The organism is Arthrobacter sp. AG1021, from assembly GCF_003633665.1.
Taxonomy (GTDB): Bacteria; Actinomycetota; Actinomycetes; order Actinomycetales; family Micrococcaceae; genus Glutamicibacter; species Glutamicibacter soli.
Map to the genome: position 1 here is coordinate 128,744 of NZ_RBLB01000008.1, position 16,684 is coordinate 145,427.

General features: G+C 68.6%; 16 protein-coding genes and 1 pseudogene. 11 read left to right on the plus strand and 6 right to left on the minus strand.

The window, feature by feature from the left end:
• Nucleotides 1-60: 60 nt before the first annotated feature.
• Nucleotides 61-2,031, minus strand: coding sequence for an HNH endonuclease signature motif containing protein (locus DFO58_RS09110; protein WP_120990288.1), 1,971 nt, complete (start codon nucleotides 2,029-2,031; stop codon nucleotides 61-63).
• A gap of 310 nt (nucleotides 2,032-2,341) precedes the next feature.
• Between DFO58_RS09110 and DFO58_RS09115 the strand changes: the two genes are divergently transcribed.
• From DFO58_RS09115 to DFO58_RS09135, 5 genes are read left to right on the plus strand one after another with little or no spacing between them, the layout of a single operon-like run.
• On the plus strand, nucleotides 2,342-2,593 hold the full coding sequence (locus DFO58_RS09115) for a DUF3039 domain-containing protein (protein WP_047118761.1): 252 nt from the start codon (nucleotides 2,342-2,344) through the stop codon (nucleotides 2,591-2,593).
• 58 nt (nucleotides 2,594-2,651) lie between these two features.
• Entirely contained in the window at nucleotides 2,652-4,418 is a 1,767-nt protein-coding gene (locus tag DFO58_RS09120) for a DEAD/DEAH box helicase (RefSeq protein WP_047118762.1), read from the plus strand.
• Between the two features lie 51 nt (nucleotides 4,419-4,469).
• On the plus strand, nucleotides 4,470-6,161 hold the full coding sequence (locus tag DFO58_RS09125; protein ID WP_147407234.1) for a phosphatidylglycerol lysyltransferase domain-containing protein: 1,692 nt from the start codon (nucleotides 4,470-4,472) through the stop codon (nucleotides 6,159-6,161).
• Nucleotides 6,161-7,036: a hypothetical protein gene (locus DFO58_RS09130; RefSeq protein ID WP_120990292.1), complete on the plus strand. Its 876-nt coding sequence runs from the start codon at nucleotides 6,161-6,163 to the stop codon at nucleotides 7,034-7,036. The genes DFO58_RS09125 and DFO58_RS09130 overlap by 1 nt, the downstream gene beginning before the upstream one ends.
• Entirely contained in the window at nucleotides 7,033-7,755 is a 723-nt protein-coding gene (locus DFO58_RS09135; RefSeq protein WP_183043142.1) for a DUF998 domain-containing protein, read from the plus strand. Before DFO58_RS09130 ends, DFO58_RS09135 begins: the two co-directional genes overlap by 4 nt.
• A 76-nt stretch (nucleotides 7,756-7,831) precedes the next feature.
• On the opposite strand, the gene DFO58_RS09140 is transcribed toward DFO58_RS09135, so the two are convergent.
• Both DFO58_RS09140 and DFO58_RS09145 read right to left on the minus strand, forming a co-directional pair.
• Nucleotides 7,832-8,425, minus strand: coding sequence for an isochorismatase family protein (locus DFO58_RS09140; RefSeq protein WP_120990296.1), 594 nt, complete (start codon nucleotides 8,423-8,425; stop codon nucleotides 7,832-7,834).
• Between the two features lie 89 nt (nucleotides 8,426-8,514).
• Nucleotides 8,515-9,813: a nicotinate phosphoribosyltransferase gene (locus DFO58_RS09145; protein ID WP_120990298.1), complete on the minus strand. Its 1,299-nt coding sequence runs from the start codon at nucleotides 9,811-9,813 to the stop codon at nucleotides 8,515-8,517.
• A gap of 143 nt (nucleotides 9,814-9,956) precedes the next feature.
• Between DFO58_RS09145 and clpS the strand changes: the two genes are divergently transcribed.
• The 5 genes and pseudogenes from clpS (at nucleotide 9,957) to DFO58_RS09170 (ending at nucleotide 13,373) form a co-directional block, all read left to right on the plus strand.
• Nucleotides 9,957-10,241, plus strand: a complete 285-nt coding sequence (gene clpS / locus DFO58_RS09150; protein WP_047120652.1) for an ATP-dependent Clp protease adapter ClpS — start codon at nucleotides 9,957-9,959, stop codon at nucleotides 10,239-10,241.
• A 2-nt stretch (nucleotides 10,242-10,243) separates the two neighbouring features.
• Nucleotides 10,244-10,822 (plus strand): DUF2017 domain-containing protein, encoded by a 579-nt coding sequence (locus DFO58_RS09155; RefSeq protein WP_120990300.1) that lies wholly within the window; start codon nucleotides 10,244-10,246, stop codon nucleotides 10,820-10,822.
• Nucleotides 10,823-10,827: 5 nt separating this feature from the next.
• Nucleotides 10,828-11,751 (plus strand): glutamate racemase, encoded by a 924-nt coding sequence (murI, locus tag DFO58_RS09160; protein WP_053797803.1) that lies wholly within the window; start codon nucleotides 10,828-10,830, stop codon nucleotides 11,749-11,751.
• Nucleotides 11,748-12,542: pseudogene (locus DFO58_RS09165) on the plus strand (MBL fold metallo-hydrolase); the annotation flags it as partial. The gene murI and the pseudogene DFO58_RS09165, both read left to right, overlap by 4 nt.
• A gap of 381 nt (nucleotides 12,543-12,923) precedes the next feature.
• A complete protein-coding gene (locus tag DFO58_RS09170) occupies nucleotides 12,924-13,373 on the plus strand; it encodes a PACE efflux transporter (RefSeq protein WP_113608149.1) in 450 nt (149 codons plus the stop codon).
• A gap of 100 nt (nucleotides 13,374-13,473) precedes the next feature.
• Here the strand turns inward: DFO58_RS09170 and DFO58_RS09175 are convergent, their stop codons facing one another.
• The 3 genes from DFO58_RS09175 to DFO58_RS09185 form a co-directional block, all read right to left on the minus strand.
• A complete protein-coding gene (locus DFO58_RS09175; protein ID WP_120990302.1) occupies nucleotides 13,474-14,706 on the minus strand; it encodes an FAD-dependent oxidoreductase in 1,233 nt (410 codons plus the stop codon).
• A gap of 56 nt (nucleotides 14,707-14,762) precedes the next feature.
• On the minus strand, nucleotides 14,763-15,317 hold the full coding sequence (gene folE, locus DFO58_RS09180; protein WP_053799365.1) for a GTP cyclohydrolase I: 555 nt from the start codon (nucleotides 15,315-15,317) through the stop codon (nucleotides 14,763-14,765).
• Nucleotides 15,318-15,421: 104 nt separating this feature from the next.
• Entirely contained in the window at nucleotides 15,422-15,895 is a 474-nt protein-coding gene (locus tag DFO58_RS09185; RefSeq protein WP_286163541.1) for a hypothetical protein, read from the minus strand.
• A gap of 90 nt (nucleotides 15,896-15,985) precedes the next feature.
• On the opposite strand from DFO58_RS09185, the gene DFO58_RS09190 reads away from it, so the two are divergent.
• Complete coding sequence (locus DFO58_RS09190; RefSeq protein WP_120990306.1) at nucleotides 15,986-16,645, plus strand: helix-turn-helix domain-containing protein; 660 nt, start codon at nucleotides 15,986-15,988, stop codon at nucleotides 16,643-16,645.
• Nucleotides 16,646-16,684: the final 39 nt, after the last annotated feature.

The following is a 16,684-nucleotide window of genomic DNA, read 5'->3' on the forward strand; positions in this document are numbered from 1 at the left end:
TTGCCATTCGAATAGTCGAATGGCAGCCCCACTTTTTCGTGGGTACCGCTGAGAGAGGAATCAGCCGGAGTCCGGTAGCGGGATGCTGGTCGGGACGCCCGGTGGACTGTAATTCCTGCGCAACCGCTGCGCCGGATCCCTGTCCTTGGGCAGCAGCACCCACGGCAAGCCCTTCACCCACACGATCTTGATCATCTCATGGTCGAACTCGATGTGGTGGTTCTTGCACCCCGGAGCGATCTTGTCCAAGTTCGTTTCCCCGCCCAAGGCGTACGGGTCGGTGTGGTGGAATTCCAGCTGCTCCACCGTCGCGGTGCACCCGGGCACCAGGCAGTACCGGTCCCTGGCCAGCACCGCACGCTGCAGCACCTCGGGCACGAAGCGTTTGGTCCGCCCGAAGTCCAGCAGCACCCCGTCCGTGTTGAACACCGCCGGGATCAGATCCGCCTGGCACAGCAGCTGCCGCAACGCGGCCGGCGGCAGGTCCACCCCGTGCGCGGTCTGCGCCGTCGAGGAGGCCAGGTGTTGCAGGTCGTTCAGCTGCAGGTGGGCGATGACCACCGGCCGCAACCGCTTGCGCTTGTGCTGTGGCGGGGATCTGTCGGGCTCCCCGGCGGAGCACTCCTCCCCATCCTCGGCCCAGCCGGCCTTGCCGGTGCCGCCGGCGCTGCCGTCGTCGGCGTTCGCGGGGTCGGAATCGAAGAGGGATCCCTGGCCCGGGCCGCCGTCCCCGAAGGCGGTTCCGGGCGGGTCGTCGCCGGTGGCGTCCAGCAGGATCTCCAGCAGCGCGTTCAACGCGCGTTCGGGCGGGGTCGCTTCGGGGATGAACAACTCGTCATCGTCCCAGCGCAGCTGCTCGGATCCTTCGGGCAGCAGGTCCTGGATGGACCAGCCGCCTTCCCCGTCGGGGCCGGCCCCGGTAACTCCGGTAGCCCCGGCGCTGGTGGCTTCGGTCCCGGTGGTTTCGCTCTCGGTGGCGGCATCCGCCTGCGGCTGCGGGTCCTGCCCCGTGGGCTGGTTCGGATTATCGGCAGGGTCCTTGAAAAACGACGCCCCCGCCACCGGCCCGCCTGAGCCCGGCCCCCGGTTCGGGTTCGCCGAGGCCGGGTTCCTCCGCGCGGCCTGCCCGGCCCGCGTGGTGGCCTTGTTCGCCGCCGCGATCAACGCATCCACCCACGCCCCCTCCGCCGTGGAAGTCCGCACCAAAAACTCGCGGAAGTGCGGGCTGCGGATCGGCAGCGGGAACACCCCGCGCCGCAGCGACGCCGGCGGGACCGGCCCGGACCGGTTGATGGCCTCCAGAATCAAGGAGGCGATCTTCTTCACCGCCGCGAACGGGATGAACTCCGCCGCCAGGACGTGGGCGGCGTGTTCCTCCACCGTGCGCCCATCGGCATGCAACAGGGTCGGGCTGGTGGCGGTGCCTTCGAAGGTGCGGTCTTCGGGTTCGACCTTGGCCAGTTTCCGGCTGGCCTGCCGCACCACCGTCGGATCCACCCCGGCCTGGAAGAGCAGGGCGGCCAGGTGCTCGAAGCGTGGGGCAACCCGGGCCCCGGTGAAGTCCTTGCGCCCCACCAAGTCCATCGAGTCCAGGACCAGGCGGTGGGTGTGCCAGTAGGGGGTGCGGGTCCAGGAGGCCAGCAGTTCTTCGGGGTTGCGGTAGCAGGCGCGTCCGGAGGCGCGCACCGGGGTGCTGGTGGTGTCGGCGGGGTGCTCGCGCAGTGCGTCCAGTTCGCTTTGGGCCAGGGTGTGGGCGGCGGTGGCGGCAGTGCGTTCGGCGGCGACCAAATCCATGCGGGTCGCTTCGAAGCCGAGCTGCTGGGCGGTGGTCGCCAGTTCCAGGGCCAGGCGGGGATCGGTGGTATCGGAGAGGGTTTCGCGCAGGGCGGCGAAGGTGTCCAGCAGGCTGGTGCGCAAATCCCGCAGCTGGGTGCCCGATAGTTCGGGCAGGGCGGCACCGGGCGCGGGACGTACCTGGGTCAGTACGTGGTGCAGGCTGGTGAGGCCTTGGGCCAGTGCGGTGGTGTTCATGGCTCCAGTGAACGCCCGGGCGCACTGGCTGGTGGTGGGTGGGGTGCGGATTGTGGAGAAGTGCCGGAAAATTTTTTTGCGGGTTCCGGACATGCCACGCGGCACCATGGCGTGTGGGACACGGCACTGGACGCTGTCCGGCGCGGATGCGGCGGGCCGACGGAGCGGTCGAACATCGATAGAACACTCTGTGACCTGTAGATACCGTGCGCGGCGGAAGCGCCGGGAGGCGGGGGAGGAGCGGGCGATGTGGACAAGCTCCCATGCCTGTGCGCCCCATGAAAGCGTCGTACGTACTAGACTGGATGGCATGGTGGAACAGTCTGAAGAAACCCGCGGTGGCACGGCCACGATCGAACGCACCGAGACGACCCAGAGCGTCGAGGCCGGCGATCACGAGCGTTTTGCGCACTATGTGCAGAAGGACAAGATCATGGAGTCGGCGCTGTCCGGCGAGCCGGTGATCGCCCTGTGCGGCAAGGTCTGGACCCCTGGCCGCGACCCGAAGAAGTTCCCGGTATGCCCGGAGTGCAAGGAAATCTACGAATCCTTGATGGGGTAGTGCGGCGTTTCAAGCACGCACTTCCTACAACTTCTGCACGCGGCCGGGAAAAGGGTAAATGACGCAGGCACTTTTTGACTTTGGTGACAAGCTTCCTCTGGAAGACAAGCTACCGGTAGCGTATCCGGAGCGAGCGGCCTGGGGCACCGGGCCGAAGCTCCGCGCCTGGCAGGCCGAGGCGCTGGCCAAGTACTTCGAGGCGGAGCCCAAGGACTACATGGCCGTGGCGACCCCCGGAGCGGGCAAAACCACGTTCGCGCTGCGCTTGGCCAAGGTGCTGATCGACTCCGGAAAGATCAACCGAATGATCGTCGTCGCGCCTACCGACCACCTGAAGAAGCAGTGGGCGGACGCGGCGGCGCGCGTGGGCATCGCGCTGGATCCGAACTACAAGAATTCCGACGGGCGCCACGGCTCGCACTACATGGGCGTCGTCGTGACCTACGCCCAGGTGGCGCTCAAGCCCGCGGTGCACCGCGCGAAAACCGAGAACGCGCGCACCCTGGTGATCATGGACGAGGTCCACCACGCAGGCGACGCACTCAGCTGGGGCGATGGCATCCGCGAGGCCTTCGAGCCCGCCGCCCGGCGCCTGGCGCTGACCGGCACCCCGTTCCGTTCCGACGCGGCCCCGATTCCCTTTGTGCAGTACGTCGACGAGGGCGACGGCATCCGCCGCTCCAAGGCCGACTACACCTACGGCTACGGCAGCGCGCTGGCGGACCACGTCGTGCGCCCAGTGCTGTTCATGGCCTATTCGGGCAACATGCGCTGGCGCACCGCCGGCGGGGAGGAGATGGAGGCTAACCTCGGCGAGGGCTTCACCAAGGACGTCACCGCGCACGCCTGGCGCACCGCGCTTGACCCGCACGGCGACTGGATCCCCTCGGTGCTGCAGGCGGCCGACCGCCGCCTGTCCGAGGTGCGCCGCACCGTGAAGGACGCCGGCGGCCTGGTGATCGCCACCGACCACGAGGATGCGCGCGGCTACGCGGCCCAGCTGGAGGCGATCTGCGGGGAGAAGGTCACCACGATCCTCTCCGACGACCCGAAGGCCTCGGAAAAGATCGACGAATTCTCCGCGTCCGATTCGCGCTGGATGGTCGCCGTGCGCATGGTGTCCGAAGGCGTCGACGTGCCCCGGCTGTGCGTGGGCGTGTACGCCACCTCCACCTCCACCCCGCTGTTCTTCGCGCAGGCCGTGGGCCGCTTCGTGCGAAGCCGCAAGCGCGGCGAGGTCGCCAGCGTGTTCCTGCCCTCCGTGCCGGTGCTCATGGCGCTGGCCAACGAGATGGAGGTCGAGCGCGACCACGCGCTGGACCGCGAGGGCGACAAGGTCGAGGACGGCCTGGACGATGCGCTGCTGGAAGAAGCCAACAAGGAGGACAAGGCCAGCGACGAGCTGACGCGCAACAAGTTCGAGGCGCTGAACTCGCAAGCCTCCTTCGACCGCGTCTTGTTCGACGGCGGCGAGTTCGGCACCGGCGCCGACATCGGCAGCGACGAGGAGCTGGGCTTCTTGGGCATCCCCGGGCTGCTGGACACCGAGCAGGTCTCCGAGCTGTTGCGCGCGCAGCAGAACAAGCAGATCAGCCGCGGCGCCTCCAAGCCCGCCCCGGTCTCCGACCACCGCCGGATGATGGACCTGCGCACCAAGCTGTCCAAGAACGTGTCGGCCTGGTCCGCGCGCACCGGAACCCCGCACGCGCAGATCCACACCAAGCTGCGCACCGTGTGCGGCGGGCCGGCCGTGCCGCAGGCCACGGCCGAGCAGCTGCAGGCCCGGCTGGACAAGCTCTCCGACTGGTTCGTCGGCCGCAAATAAGCCGCCGGAACCGGGCGCACGCCGCCCGGCTTAAGTGGCATACTTCCTGCTATGACCAGCAGGAATCCCTCCATCGCCGTCCGGGTGCAGCGGCGCGACCGCTCCCGGGCGGCGTCCGCGTACCTGGGCATCGGACTCGGGCTGCTCAGCCTGCTCTCCGCGCTGCTGCGCCCGCTGCACTCGTGGCTGCACGGGCCGCTGGCGGTGCTGCCCGAATTCCTCATCCAGGTCTCCGCGATCTACGTGGTGTTCGGCTCCTTCGGCCTGTTCGTCCTCGCGCGCTACCTGCGCTCGGGCAACCGGGTGGCCTGGGCCGGATCGGTGCTGCTGCTGGCGCTGATCGCGGTGCTGCACGCGGGCAAGCGCGCTGACTGGCCGCTGGCGGCGCTCTGCGCGGCGGCCGCGCTCTGGCTGGGGCTGCAATACCGCGCCTTCCCGGTCCGGCCCGGGCGGCTGGCCTTGAAGCGCGCGCTGCTGGTGGCCGGGGCGGCACTGGCGCTGGCGAGCCTGCTGGCCGGCGCGCTGGTGCTGCGCCTGGCCCTGGCCACCGACCAGGACCTGGGCTCCGGCGCCCGGCAGTTCGCCGCGGTGCTGGACGCCGAACTGCATGAACACCACCTGGCGCTGAGCTTCGCGCTGGTCGCCGCGGTGCTGCTGGGCCTGGCCGGGCTGCTGTGCTGGTACCAGTACACCGGCTCGCACACCGCCCCCGCCGACGCCGCCGCGCACCTGGCCGACCGCGAACGGGCACGGGAGATCGTCGCCCGCCACGGCGGCGGCACCCTTGACTATTTCGCGCTGCGCGACGACAAGCGCTGGTTCTTCCTCGGGCAGAGCGTGATCGCCTACGCGGTGCGCGGCTCGGTCTGCCTGGTCTCCCCGGATCCCATCGGGCCGGCCGCCGAGCGCGGGGAAACCTGGGCCGAATTCATGGTGTTCGCCGAGCAGCGCGGCTGGTCGGTCAGCGTGCTGGGCGCCGCGGAAAACTGGCTGGAGACCTACGAGCGCTCGGGCCTGCGCACGGTGTACCTGGGCGACGAGGCGATCGTGGACAGCGCAAGCTTCAGCTTGGCGGGCAAGAAATCCAAGTCGCTGCGCCAATCCCACGCCCGGCTGCTGCGCGCGGGCTACCGCGTCGAGCACGTGGACCCGCTGCGGCTGGATCCGGCGGTGCGCGCCCGGCTGGCCGACCTGGCCGGCGAGAGCCGGCGCGGGGAGGCTGAGCGCGGCTTCTCCATGACGCTCTCGCGCCTGTTCGACCCGGCGGACACCGGCCTGCTGCTGTCCATCGCCTACGACGGGGCCGGCACCCCGCAGGCGTTCATCCAGTGGGTGCCGGCCCCCGCGCTGCGCGGCTGGTCGCTGGATGTGATGCGGCGCAGCACCTCCGGGCAGCTGCCCGGCGGCCTGATGGACTTGTTGATCATCGAGATGCTCGGCAAGCTGGCGGGCGAGGGTGGCGGCGAGCTGGGGCTGAACTTCGCGGTGCTGCGCGAGGCGGTGGCCGGCGGGCAACAGGCAGCCGGCGGCTGGTTCGAACGCCTGGTCGCCAAGCAGGCTTCCAAGCACGCCCAGGTGGAGTCGCTGTACCGCTTCAATACGAAGTACGATCCGCGCTGGCAGCCACGCTACGCCGCGGTGGGCACCGTGGATTTGTGGCTCTCCCAGGGCCTGCGCATGGCCCAGGCCGAGGGGCTGGCCGAGCTGCCGGCGCTGCCCAGGCTGCGTCCGGAGCGTGCCTGATGCTGCCGGGGCTCACCGCGGCGCTGGCCGCCAGCATCGGCTACGGCACCGCCTCGGTGCTGGAAGCCGTGGCGGCGCGCCGGGTCGGCGGGGCGAAAGTCTACGCCCACCCGCTCTACCTCGCCGGGATCGGCCTGGACCTGTTGGCCTGGCTGTGCTCGCTGCTGGCCCTGCAGCATCTGACCCTGTTCACGGTGCAGGCGTTGCTGGCTGGATCGCTGGTGGTCACCATGCTGCTGGCGCGCTGGGTGTTCGCCAGCGAGCTGAGCCGCGCGCAGCTTCTCGCCATGGGCCTGCTGATCGCAGGGCTGGCGGTGCTCGCCCTGTCCACCGGAACCCAGCCAGCGCAGCCCGCCGCCCAGCCGCTGGTCTGGACGCTGGCCGGAGCGCTGCCGGTGCTCGCTGCGGCTCTGGCAGTGCTCTACCGGAAGCGGGCGCCGATGCCGACCGCGGTGCTCGCCGGGCTGGCCGCCTCCGGCGCTGCGCTGGGCGCCCGCGGGCTGGTGCTGGACGGCGGGGTGATCCAGCTGCTGCGCGAGCCGATGCTCTGGCTGGTGCTCGGCTTCGGGGTGGTGGCGATGGCCGGCTACACCCGGGCGCTGGAATTCGGCCACGTGGGACCGGCGACAGCGGTGTTCACCGTGATCGAGGTGGTGGTGCCGGGCATTGCAGGCATGCTGCTGCTGGGCGATGCGGCCCGCGAGGGCTGGGAGCTGGCCAAGTACGGCGCCATCGCGTTGAGCCTTGGATCCTGCCTATGGCTGACCCTGGGCTGCCCGGGCGCAGGACTGCCGGCCGAGCCGGCGCTGAAGGCGGGCGGCTCCGAGAGGGAGCACGACGCAGCGGAGCACGGCGAAGGGAGCGCAGGAGAATGAACGAAATCCAAGACCCTGGCGGGGGCGCGGAACTGCGGCGTGCGAGGATCCGGGCGGCGGCGCTGGGCGCGGGCGCCGCGGCCTACTCGCTGGGCATCCTGGGGGAGGCGGTGCTTGGCTGGCCGCTGGATCCGCGCACCGCCATGCTCTCCGAGCTCGCCGCCCGGGACCGCTGGCATCGGGGGCTCTTCCAATGGACAGATATGGCCTCGGCCGGGTGCTACCTGGTGGCGGCCTGCGCCTCGCGGCCGGGGGACTCGGATCCGCGCGGGCTGCTGAGCGCGTCGCTGGCCGCCTTCGGGGCCGCGACCATCGGCGATGCGCTCAGCCCGCTGGACTACCCGGTGTCCTTCGACGATCCAGGATCCCCGCGGCGCGCCGAGCGCCCGGAAGACTCCGGAACCAGTGCCAGCCACGGGCGCCACTATGCGACCACGGCGCTGGCCTCGGCCGCTTCGATGGGGCTGGTGGCGAGCTACTGGCGGGAGTTCGGCCGGCAGCCAGGGGCCTCGGCGCGCCGCCGGCTGGCGGCTCCCGCGGTGCTGGGCCTGCTGGCGGCCAGCGCGGCGAGCCTGGTTTCCCCGAAGCTGCACCCGGGCACCGTGCAGCGCCTCTACACCCTGGGATTCAGCGCGCTGTGCGTGGACTTCGCCCGCCGGGACCTTGCCCGCAGCAATCCGGCCAGCAGCGGCCCGGCCCACGCCGTCGCACCGCGCTAGGCGGTACCAGTCAGCGCAACGCAACAGGCCGCCGGAAAACCGGCGGCGGACTGCCGCAGGAGCGTGGAGGGGAAAGCTAGCCCAGGGTCAGCACCGTGACCCCGGCGGCGCGCAGCTGGTCGTTCACCGCCGGCATGTTCTCCGGGGAAACCGCGGCGGTCAGCGGGGCGAGCACGGTGGTGGCGAAGCCCGCCGCGGCCGCGTCCAGGGCGGTGGCGCGCACACAGTAGTCGGCGGCCAGGCCCACCACGTCCACGGCGGTGATGCCGCGTTCGGTGAGCCAGTCGCCCAGCAGCGCACCGGACTCGTCGGCGGGGTCGGCGGCCGGGTCGAGCCGGCGCGCCTCGAAGCCCGAGTAGGCGGCGGCGAAGCGGCCCTTGGCGAAATGCGCGTCGACTTGGAGCCCGGCGATCTGCGGGTGCAGGGCCGCCCCGTCGCTCCCTGCCACGCAGTGCACCGGCCAGGAGTCGATGAAGTCCGGCTCCTGCGAGAAGTGCGCCCCGGGATCGATGTGCCAGTCCTGGGTGGTGGCGATCGCGGCGTAGCTTGCGCGGCGCGAGCGCACGTCCCCGGCGATGCCCGCGGCGACCAGGTTGCCCCCGGCCACGGCCAGCGCACCTCCTTCGCAGAAGTCCGGTTGCACGTCGATGATCAGCAGGGCGCGGTTCATGGCAGCCTCCTTGGGGCGTGGCGGTATAACGCTCGGGTGGATGGATCTTAACGCCCGCCGCTGTGCGTGTGGTGGGCATCGGGTGCGGGTTAGCTGCGCACCATGACGGTGGGGATGACCGGTTCGCCGCGCTGCAGCTTGCGGGCCTCGCCGGGCATTTCCTGGATCGAGGCGCGGTGCCGCGCGGCGGCCTTGGCCACGCCCTGCGGGCCGATGAACGAAGCATCGATCTCGCCGTTGACCACCAGCGGGACCATCAGGTCGCGCTCGGGCCCGCCGGTGGTGTGCTCGGAGGTGGAGACGACCTCGGCGACGGCGCGGCCGCGCTCGTTCAGCTCGCGCACCGCGTACTTGCGTCCGCCCACGCTGGCCTTGTTCGCGGCGGCCTTGGCCACCGGGATCCAGTCGCCGGCGTCGTTCTGCCGGGAGACCAGCTTGTAGACCATGGAGGCGGTCGGGTGGCCGGAACCGGTGACCAGGGCGGTGCCCACGCCGTAGGAGTCCACCGGGGCGCTGGCCAGCGCGGCGATGGCGTATTCGTCCAGGTCCGAGGTGACGGTGATCTTGGTGTTCCAGTTGCCCAGATCGTCCAGCAGGGCGCGCACCCAGCCGGCCTGCTGGACCAGGTCTCCCGAGTCCAGGCGCACGCCGCCCAGCTCGGGACCGGCCACCTCCACCGCGGTGCGCACGCCGGTTTCCACGTCGTAGGTGTCCACCAGCAGGATGGTGTCGCGGCCCAGCGAGGCGACCTGCGCTTCGAAAGCCGCGCGCTCGGTGTCGTGCAGCAGGGTGAAAGAGTGCGCGGAGGTGCCCACGGTCTTCAAGCCGTAGCGGGCCCCGGCCTCCAGATTGGAGGTGGAGTCGAAGCCGGCGATGATCGCGGCGCGGGCCGCGGCGACCGCGGATTCCTCGTGGGTGCGGCGCGAGCCCATCTCGATGCACGGGCGGTTCGCGGCGGAGGCGATCATGCGCGAGGCGGCGGAGGCGATGGCCGAGTCGTGGTTCATCACCGAGAGCAGGTAGGTCTCGATCACGCAGGCTTCGGCAAAGGTGGACTCGACCATGAGCAGCGGCGAGTTCGGGAAGTACAGCTCGCCCTCGGCGTAGCCGGTGATGGTGCCGGTGAAGGTGAAGTTCTCCAGGTACTTCAGGGTCTCGGCATTCACGACCTTGTTGTCCGAGAGGAACTTCAACTCGTCATCGCCGAAGTGGAAGTCGGCCAGTCCTTCGAGCAGGCGGCCGGTGCCGCCGACCACGCCGTAGCGCCGACCCTCGGGCAGCCGGCGGGAGAAGGCTTCAAACACGCTCGGGCGGTGCGCCGCGCCGGAGGCCAAGGCGGCCTGCAGCATGGTCAGCTCGTAGTGGTCGGTGAAGAGGCTGGTGCGCATGAACGCTCCTGAATCGTGTGTGTGCTCTGGACTCTGCCGCCTCCTGGGAGGCGAACCAGCTTTTACTGTATAACGGCTGACCGCTTTGCCGTGATTCGGGGCGGACGGCGCCGCGCTCAGGAAGCGGGCGTAAAATGGTTGGCATGACCGCAATGCCCGATGTACTTTCCTCCCCTGAGATCCGGGAATCCACCGAGAAGGCCTGGCGCCTGATCGTGTGGAACGACCCCGTCAACCTGATGAGCTACGTGTCCTACGTGTTCCGCTCGTACTTCGGTTTCAGCCCGGAAAAAGCCGACAAGCTGATGCTCCAGGTGCATCACGACGGCTTCTGCACCGTGCGCAGCGGCGCGCGCGAGGCGATCGAGTCCGACGTGCACGCCATGCACGGATTCGGACTGCAGGCCACCATGACCCAGGAGGCCTAGGCGTGGCGAAAGCCTTCAAGTACGGCTCGTGGGGCATCTCCGGCTCGCTGCATTCGGCCGAGCGCAAGCTGCTGCGCGACCTCTTTTCCGACATCATCCACATGCTCGAAGAGCGCGCCGAGATGCACCGCCTGCCCGAGGACATCGATCCGCTGTACGCGCTGACCGGCATGCGCCCGGCGGACTTGAAGCTGCCGCCGATCAGCGACCCGGCGCTGGCCCGGCTGCTGCCCGACGCGAGCGATGACCCGCAGGTTGCCGAGGAGCACCGCCGGCTGACCGAATCGGATCTGATCGGTGAGAAGATCGGCCGGCTGCGCGAGGCGCAATTCCTGCTGGAAACCGACAAGATCGTGCTCGACCCGGCCGGGGCCCGGCGTTTCGCCCAGGCGCTGAACGACGTGCGCCTGGTGCTCTCCGAGCGGCTGGAAATCCGCAGCGAGGCGGACTCCGAGCGCATCTCGCAGATCAACGACGCCAAGGACGTGACCACCCCGGAGGAATACCTGGGCCTGGTCTACAACCTGGTTTCCTGGGTGCAGGACACCTTGATGCACGCGCTGATGAATGCGGAGTACTAGGACACGTGAACTCATTTTTCGCCACCGGACAGGTTTCCGCACCGGACGCCGACACCCCCATCGGCATCTTCGACTCGGGCGTGGGCGGGCTGACCGTCGCGCGCGCCATCATCGACCAGCTGCCCGGGGAGTCGCTGATCTACGTCGGGGACACCAAGAACTCTCCCTACGGCCCGCTGCCCATCGCCCAGGTGCGCGCGAACGCGCTGGGCGTGATGGACGAACTGGTGGACGCCGGGGTGAAGCTGCTGGTCATCGCCTGCAACTCGGCCTCCGCCGCGGTGCTGCGCGACGCCCGTGAACGCTACACCGCCCGCTACGGCATCCCCGTGGTCGAGGTCATCCAGCCGGCCGTGCGCCGCGCGGTGGCAGGCACCAAGAACGGCAAGATCGGCATCATCGGCACCCAGGCCACCGTGGGCTCGCGCGCCTACGAGGACGCCTTCGCCGCCGCCCCGAACCTGGAAGTGACCTCCGTGGCGTGCCCGCGGTTCGTGGAGTTCGTCGAATCCGGCATCACCGCCGGACCGGAGCTGCTGGGCATCGCCGAGGAGTACCTGGCCCCGCTGCAGGCCAAGGGCGTGGACACGCTGATCCTGGGCTGCACCCACTACCCGCTGCTCACCGGCGTGATCTCCTACGTGATGGGGGATTCGGTGACCCTGGTGTCCTCCGCGGAGGAGACCGCCAAGGACGCGTTCAGGGCGCTGACCAAGCATTCCCTGGTCCGCGAGGACGGGGCGACGGCGCGTCACGAATTCCTTGCGACGGGCAACGCTGATAGCTTTGGGATACTGGCACGCCGCTTCCTCGGCCCCGAGGTATTGCAGGTGCGCCATGTGGACCATGTGGCCGCCCACTATCCGACAGGAGCCATCGCGCGGATTACCCCGCAGATGATCGCCGCGTCGAAAGCGAGAACCGAATGAAGTTGACCATCATTGGATGCACCGGGTCGTTCCCGGGGCCGGGCTCTCCCGCGTCCTGCTACCTGGTGTCGGCCTTTGATGGCACGCGTGACTGGAAGATCCTGCTGGATCTGGGCTCCGGCGCGCTCGGCGTCCTGCAGCGCTACACCGATCTGAAGGACATCGACGGGATCATGATCTCGCACCTTCATCCGGATCACTGCATGGACTTGTGCGGCCTGCACGTGGCGATCCGCTGGGATCCCACCGGCTGGGGCCGCGAGAAGATGCTGGTGCACGGCCCGGCCGACACGGCCAACCGCATCGAGACCGCCTACGGGCTGCCCGAGGGCGACACCATGCACCAGGACTACAACTTCCAGGTCTGGGAGCCGCTGACGCCGGTGCACCTTGGACCGTTCACGATCACCCCGTACCCGGTACGCCACCCGATCGAGGAGGCCTACGCCCTGCGCGTGGAGGCTCGCGAACCGACCCCCGAGGGCGAGATCATGACCAGCGTGCTCACCTATTCGGGCGACACCGACACCTGCCAGGGCCTGGTCGATGCAGCCCACAAGGCGGACATGTTCCTGTGCGAGGCAGCCTTCGAGGAAGGCCGCGACGACGCGATCGACGGCGTGCACCTGACCGGCAAGCGCGCCGGCGAAATGGCGACCGCCGCGCAGGCCGAACGCATGCTGCTGACCCACATCCCGGTGTGGACCGACATCAACAAGGTGGTCGAAGAGGCTCGGGAAACCTACGACCGCGGCATCGCCGTGGCGGTTTCCGGTGTCACTTACGGCGTGTACTCGGGCAGCCTGAAGGACGGCAAGGATCCGGAGCTGTTCAAGGGCGACCGCGGCACCGACTACATCGTCTCGGAAACCGGTACGCTGCCGGTGGTCAAGTACGAGAAGACCCGCAAGTTCCCGCTGCTCAAGCGCAAGAAGTAGCAACGCGGCAACGCGCATCAGGCCCGGAACCGGTATCACCGGTTTCGGGCCTGATGAGTTAATGCGTAGGTGGTGAGCTTGATTACCAGTTAATGCCCCGGTGTTTCCTTGGTGCTAGCGTTAAATCAGCAGGGCAGGCAGGATTACCGCCGCCTTGCCGGTTTATTCACTGACCATGGACGCGAAACCTCATCGAGGACTTCCTGTGGCATCAACGTATTGGGAGAGATTTTCGTGTCCGCCACGCTTCGCCGGGTTGTTTACGTCGTCAGCTATGAGCTCATCGCCATTGTCGCGACCACCTTCGGCCTTTCGCTTCTCGGGTTTTCCGGATCGCATTCATCCACCGTCGCAGTCGTTTCCTCGGCGGTCGCGCTGATCTGGAACTACCTCTTCAACATGATGTTCGACGCGTGGGAGCAGCGGCAGGACAACACCCAGCGCACGCTGCGCCGCCGCATTGCCCACGCGCTGGGCTTCGAGGGCGGACTGGTGGTCATCCTGGTCCCCATCCTCGCGCTCATCCTCGGCGTCACGATTCTTGAGGCGCTGATGCTGGAAGCAGGCCTGCTGGTCTTCTTCCTGATCTACACCTTCGTTTTCGCCTGGGTCTTCGACAAGATCGTCCCGCGCGCCAAGCAGAAGGCAGCCGCGCCGTCCACGGAGCACTGCGCGAGCATGTAGCCGCTGGCTGCCGGCCAAGGCAATCGGCCATCCGGGACTTCCCAGAAGGGAGGTTCCGGATGGCCGACTGCTTTAACCTGATGGTGCCTGACCGGATCTCCTAGAACAGATCGCCCAAGGGAACTGACGGATCGGCGAGCTTGGCCGGATCAACGCCCTTCCGGGACAGGATCAGCGCCTTGAAGTCGTCCATGACATCCCAGATGTTCACGTTCATGCAGGCGAGCACCTGGTTCCGGGCATTGACCCAGAACGCCATGAATTCGCGCACTGATGGATCCCCGCGCACGATGATGCGGTCGTAGGATCCGTGGGGCGCGTGCCCGATGTACTCCATACCCAAGTCGTACTGGTCGCTGAAGAAATAGGGCAGCTCCGTGTATTCGGTGCGTGTGCCGGTGATGCTCGCCGCCACGGCGGCCGGCTGGTTCAGCGCGGTGGCCCAGTGCTCCACGCGCACCCGGCGTTCAAGGACCGGATGGTTGTGGTTCGCGATGTCGCCCACCGCGTAGATGTCCGGATTGCTGCTCTGCAGCGCGGAATCCACCAGCACGCCGTTCTCCGTTTTCAGCCCGGCGGCCTGCGCCAGCTCGATCTGCGGGGCGACGCCGATGCCGATGACCACCGCATCGGCCGGCACCACCTCGCCGTCGGCCAGCAGGACCCCGGCGGCCCTGCCGTTCTGGGTGGCGACCTCGGTGATCTTCACGCTGCAGCGCAGGTTGACCCCGTGGTCGGTGTGCAGCTTGGCGAAGTGCGAGGAGATCTCCGGGCCGAGCACCGCCAGCAGCGGCTGCGCGGCTCCCTCCAGGATGGTCACCTCGGTTCCTGCCAGTTGCGCTGCGGCGGCGACCTCGAGTCCGATCCAGCCGCCGCCGATGAGCACCAGCCGCCGGCCGGGCCCGAAGTGCTCGCGGATCGCGGTGGAGTCCTCGACGGTGCGCAGGTAGTAGACGTTCTGAGCGTCGGTGCCGGGCAGCGGCAGGCGGCGCGGGACGGAACCGGTGGCGAGGATCAGGGTGTCCCAGTCCACTGTGTCCCCGGCCGAGGTCCGCAGCTTCTTGTCCACCGGGTCGAGCGCCACGACGCTGGTTGCCTGCCGGACATTGACGTGGTTGACCGCGTACCACTGCTTGGGGTGCACCAGCGCCTGGTCGAACTCAGACTTGCCCTGCAGGTAGTCCTTGGAAAACGGCGGGCGCTCGTAGGGCAGGTGGTCCTCGCCGGCGAAGATCGTGACCGGCCCCGTGTAGCCCTGCAGCCGCAGGTGCTCTGCGCTCTTTGCCGCGGCCAACCCGCCGCCGACGATCACCAGATGTCCATCGCTGCTCATTGGATGTTCCTTTCACTAGGCGTGCAGTCCGGGCAAAGCGCTGTCGAGCCGGAATCTCAGTTGTTCATCAGGCCGGAGAAGGACAGGAATTCCTGCCGTGCGCCGGCGTTGTCCCGCAGGTGCCCGAGCAGGGCGGAGGTCACCGTGCTGGTGCCCGGGGTGTTGGCCCCGCGCAGGCTCATGCACGAATGCTCGGCGGAGATCACCACTCCGACCGCCCGCGGGCTCAGCACCTTGCGCAGCCAATCGGCGATCTGCTGGGTCAGCCGTTCCTGGGTCTGCGGACGGCAGGCGAAGTGCTCGACGATGCGCGCCAGCTTCGACAGGCCCACGCTGCGCTCGCCGGGCAGGTAGCCCACGCCGGCCCGCCCGGTGAAGGGGTGCAGGTGGTGCTCGCACACCGAGCGAACCGGAATATCGCGCAGCACCACCAGCTGGTCGTAGTGCTCCTCGTTGGGGAATGTCGTGAAGGTGAAGTCGCGCGGGGTCAGCATCTGCGCCCAGGCTTGCGCCATGCGGGCGGGGGTGCGCTGCAGATGCACCGCGCCCAGGTCCATGCCCAGCGCGCGCAGGAATTCGCCGGCGGCGTGTTCGGCGGCCGCGAGGTCCATTTCCCCGGCCTGCTGAGGAGACAGCACCCGGGTGGGCAGGCCGGGAGCCTGCCCGTCGAGTTCCTCCACCTCGGCCAAGGTCTCGTCGAGTTGGTCGAGTGGATTCATGAGGTGCGTGCCTTCCGCTGGCGCGCACCGAAGGGCGGATCGAATTCCGCGGCGAGGCGGGAGAGCGCCAGCGCCGCGACGAGCAGCCCGACATCGCGCAGGGCGACATCCAGCACGCCGCCGAGCAGCAACAGGTTCACGATGATGCCAAGCAGCCAGAGGGCAACGATGTAGCTGGCATAGCGCGGCTTGATCGCGATCGCGATGCCTGCGATGATCTCCACCGCCCCGACCAGGTACATCGCCGTGGCCGCCGAGAACGGCAGCAGCGAGAGAACCCACGGGGCCAGGTAGTCCGGCCAGTAGGTCATGCCGTTGATGAACTTGTCCACGCCCATCAGCAGCGGCAGGAGGACAAAACCGATGCGCAAGATCCAGAACGCACCGAACGACGGATCACTGAAGATCCGCGCACCAAAAGTTGCCGGGGCCAGGGACGCAGGGAGACGTCCGCTGTAGGCAGCATTCATGATCACCACCCTCTAAAACTAATGTATGTGCATCTTAGAATTCTCCGCTTAACCCTATTTGTCAAGATCTATTGTTGATAGAATTCGGTCATGTCGAAGATGCAGAAACCCATGACCCAGCAAATGCTCAAAACGCTGACGGATCCGGTGCGCCGCCGCCTCTTCGACTACGTCCTTTCCCGTAGCGAGCCGGTTAGCCGGGACGAGGCGGCGGCCGCCGCCGGGATCAGCCGCACGCTGGCCGCCTACCACCTGGACAACCTGAGCGAGGCAGGGCTGCTCGCGACTACCTATGCCCGGCTGCAGGGGAAAACCGGGCCCGGCGCCGGCCGTCCGGCCAAGCTTTACGAGCCTGCGCAGCAGGAGATCTCGCTGACCGTGCCACCGCGCAACTACCGGCTGCTCGGAAGCCTGCTGGCCACCGCTGCCGCGAGCGATAGCAGCGGCGTCGTGATGGGTGCGCTGCTGGCCGCCGCGCGCAGCGCGGGGATCGAGCTGGGGGAGTCGGGCGAGAACTTGATGCAGCTGCTGCGCGAGCTGGGCTACGAGCCGGTGCAGGAGGAGAACGGCGACATCACCATGGCCAACTGCCCCTTCCACCTGGTGGCCCAGCACCAGACCCAGATGGTCTGCTCGATGAACCAGGAGCTGGTCTCCGGGGTGCTCGCCGGATGCCGCTGCGATGCGCGGCGCGCCGAGCTCAGCCCCGCCGAGGGGCGCTGCTGTGTGGTGATCCACCCCGAAGCGTAGGCCCGATGTGCGCGGCGGAGCCCGGCCAGTGGATAGGAT

Coding starts and splice junctions, on each gene's coding strand:
- DFO58_RS09110 (WP_120990288.1), bottom strand. CDS start 2,031: ATGAACACCACCGCACTGGCCCAAGGCCTCACCAGCCTGCACCACGTA.
- DFO58_RS09115 (WP_047118761.1), top strand. CDS start 2,342: ATGGTGGAACAGTCTGAAGAAACCCGCGGTGGCACGGCCACGATCGAA.
- DFO58_RS09120 (WP_047118762.1), top strand. CDS start 2,652: ATGACGCAGGCACTTTTTGACTTTGGTGACAAGCTTCCTCTGGAAGAC.
- DFO58_RS09125 (WP_147407234.1), top strand. CDS start 4,470: ATGACCAGCAGGAATCCCTCCATCGCCGTCCGGGTGCAGCGGCGCGAC.
- DFO58_RS09130 (WP_120990292.1), top strand. CDS start 6,161: ATGCTGCCGGGGCTCACCGCGGCGCTGGCCGCCAGCATCGGCTACGGC.
- DFO58_RS09135 (WP_183043142.1), top strand. CDS start 7,033: ATGAACGAAATCCAAGACCCTGGCGGGGGCGCGGAACTGCGGCGTGCG.
- DFO58_RS09140 (WP_120990296.1), bottom strand. CDS start 8,425: ATGAACCGCGCCCTGCTGATCATCGACGTGCAACCGGACTTCTGCGAA.
- DFO58_RS09145 (WP_120990298.1), bottom strand. CDS start 9,813: ATGCGCACCAGCCTCTTCACCGACCACTACGAGCTGACCATGCTGCAG.
- clpS (WP_047120652.1), top strand. CDS start 9,957: ATGACCGCAATGCCCGATGTACTTTCCTCCCCTGAGATCCGGGAATCC.
- DFO58_RS09175 (WP_120990302.1), bottom strand. CDS start 14,706: ATGAGCAGCGATGGACATCTGGTGATCGTCGGCGGCGGGTTGGCCGCG.
- folE (WP_053799365.1), bottom strand. CDS start 15,317: ATGGACCTCGCGGCCGCCGAACACGCCGCCGGCGAATTCCTGCGCGCG.
- DFO58_RS09185 (WP_286163541.1), bottom strand. CDS start 15,895: ATGAATGCTGCCTACAGCGGACGTCTCCCTGCGTCCCTGGCCCCGGCA.
- DFO58_RS09190 (WP_120990306.1), top strand. CDS start 15,986: ATGTCGAAGATGCAGAAACCCATGACCCAGCAAATGCTCAAAACGCTG.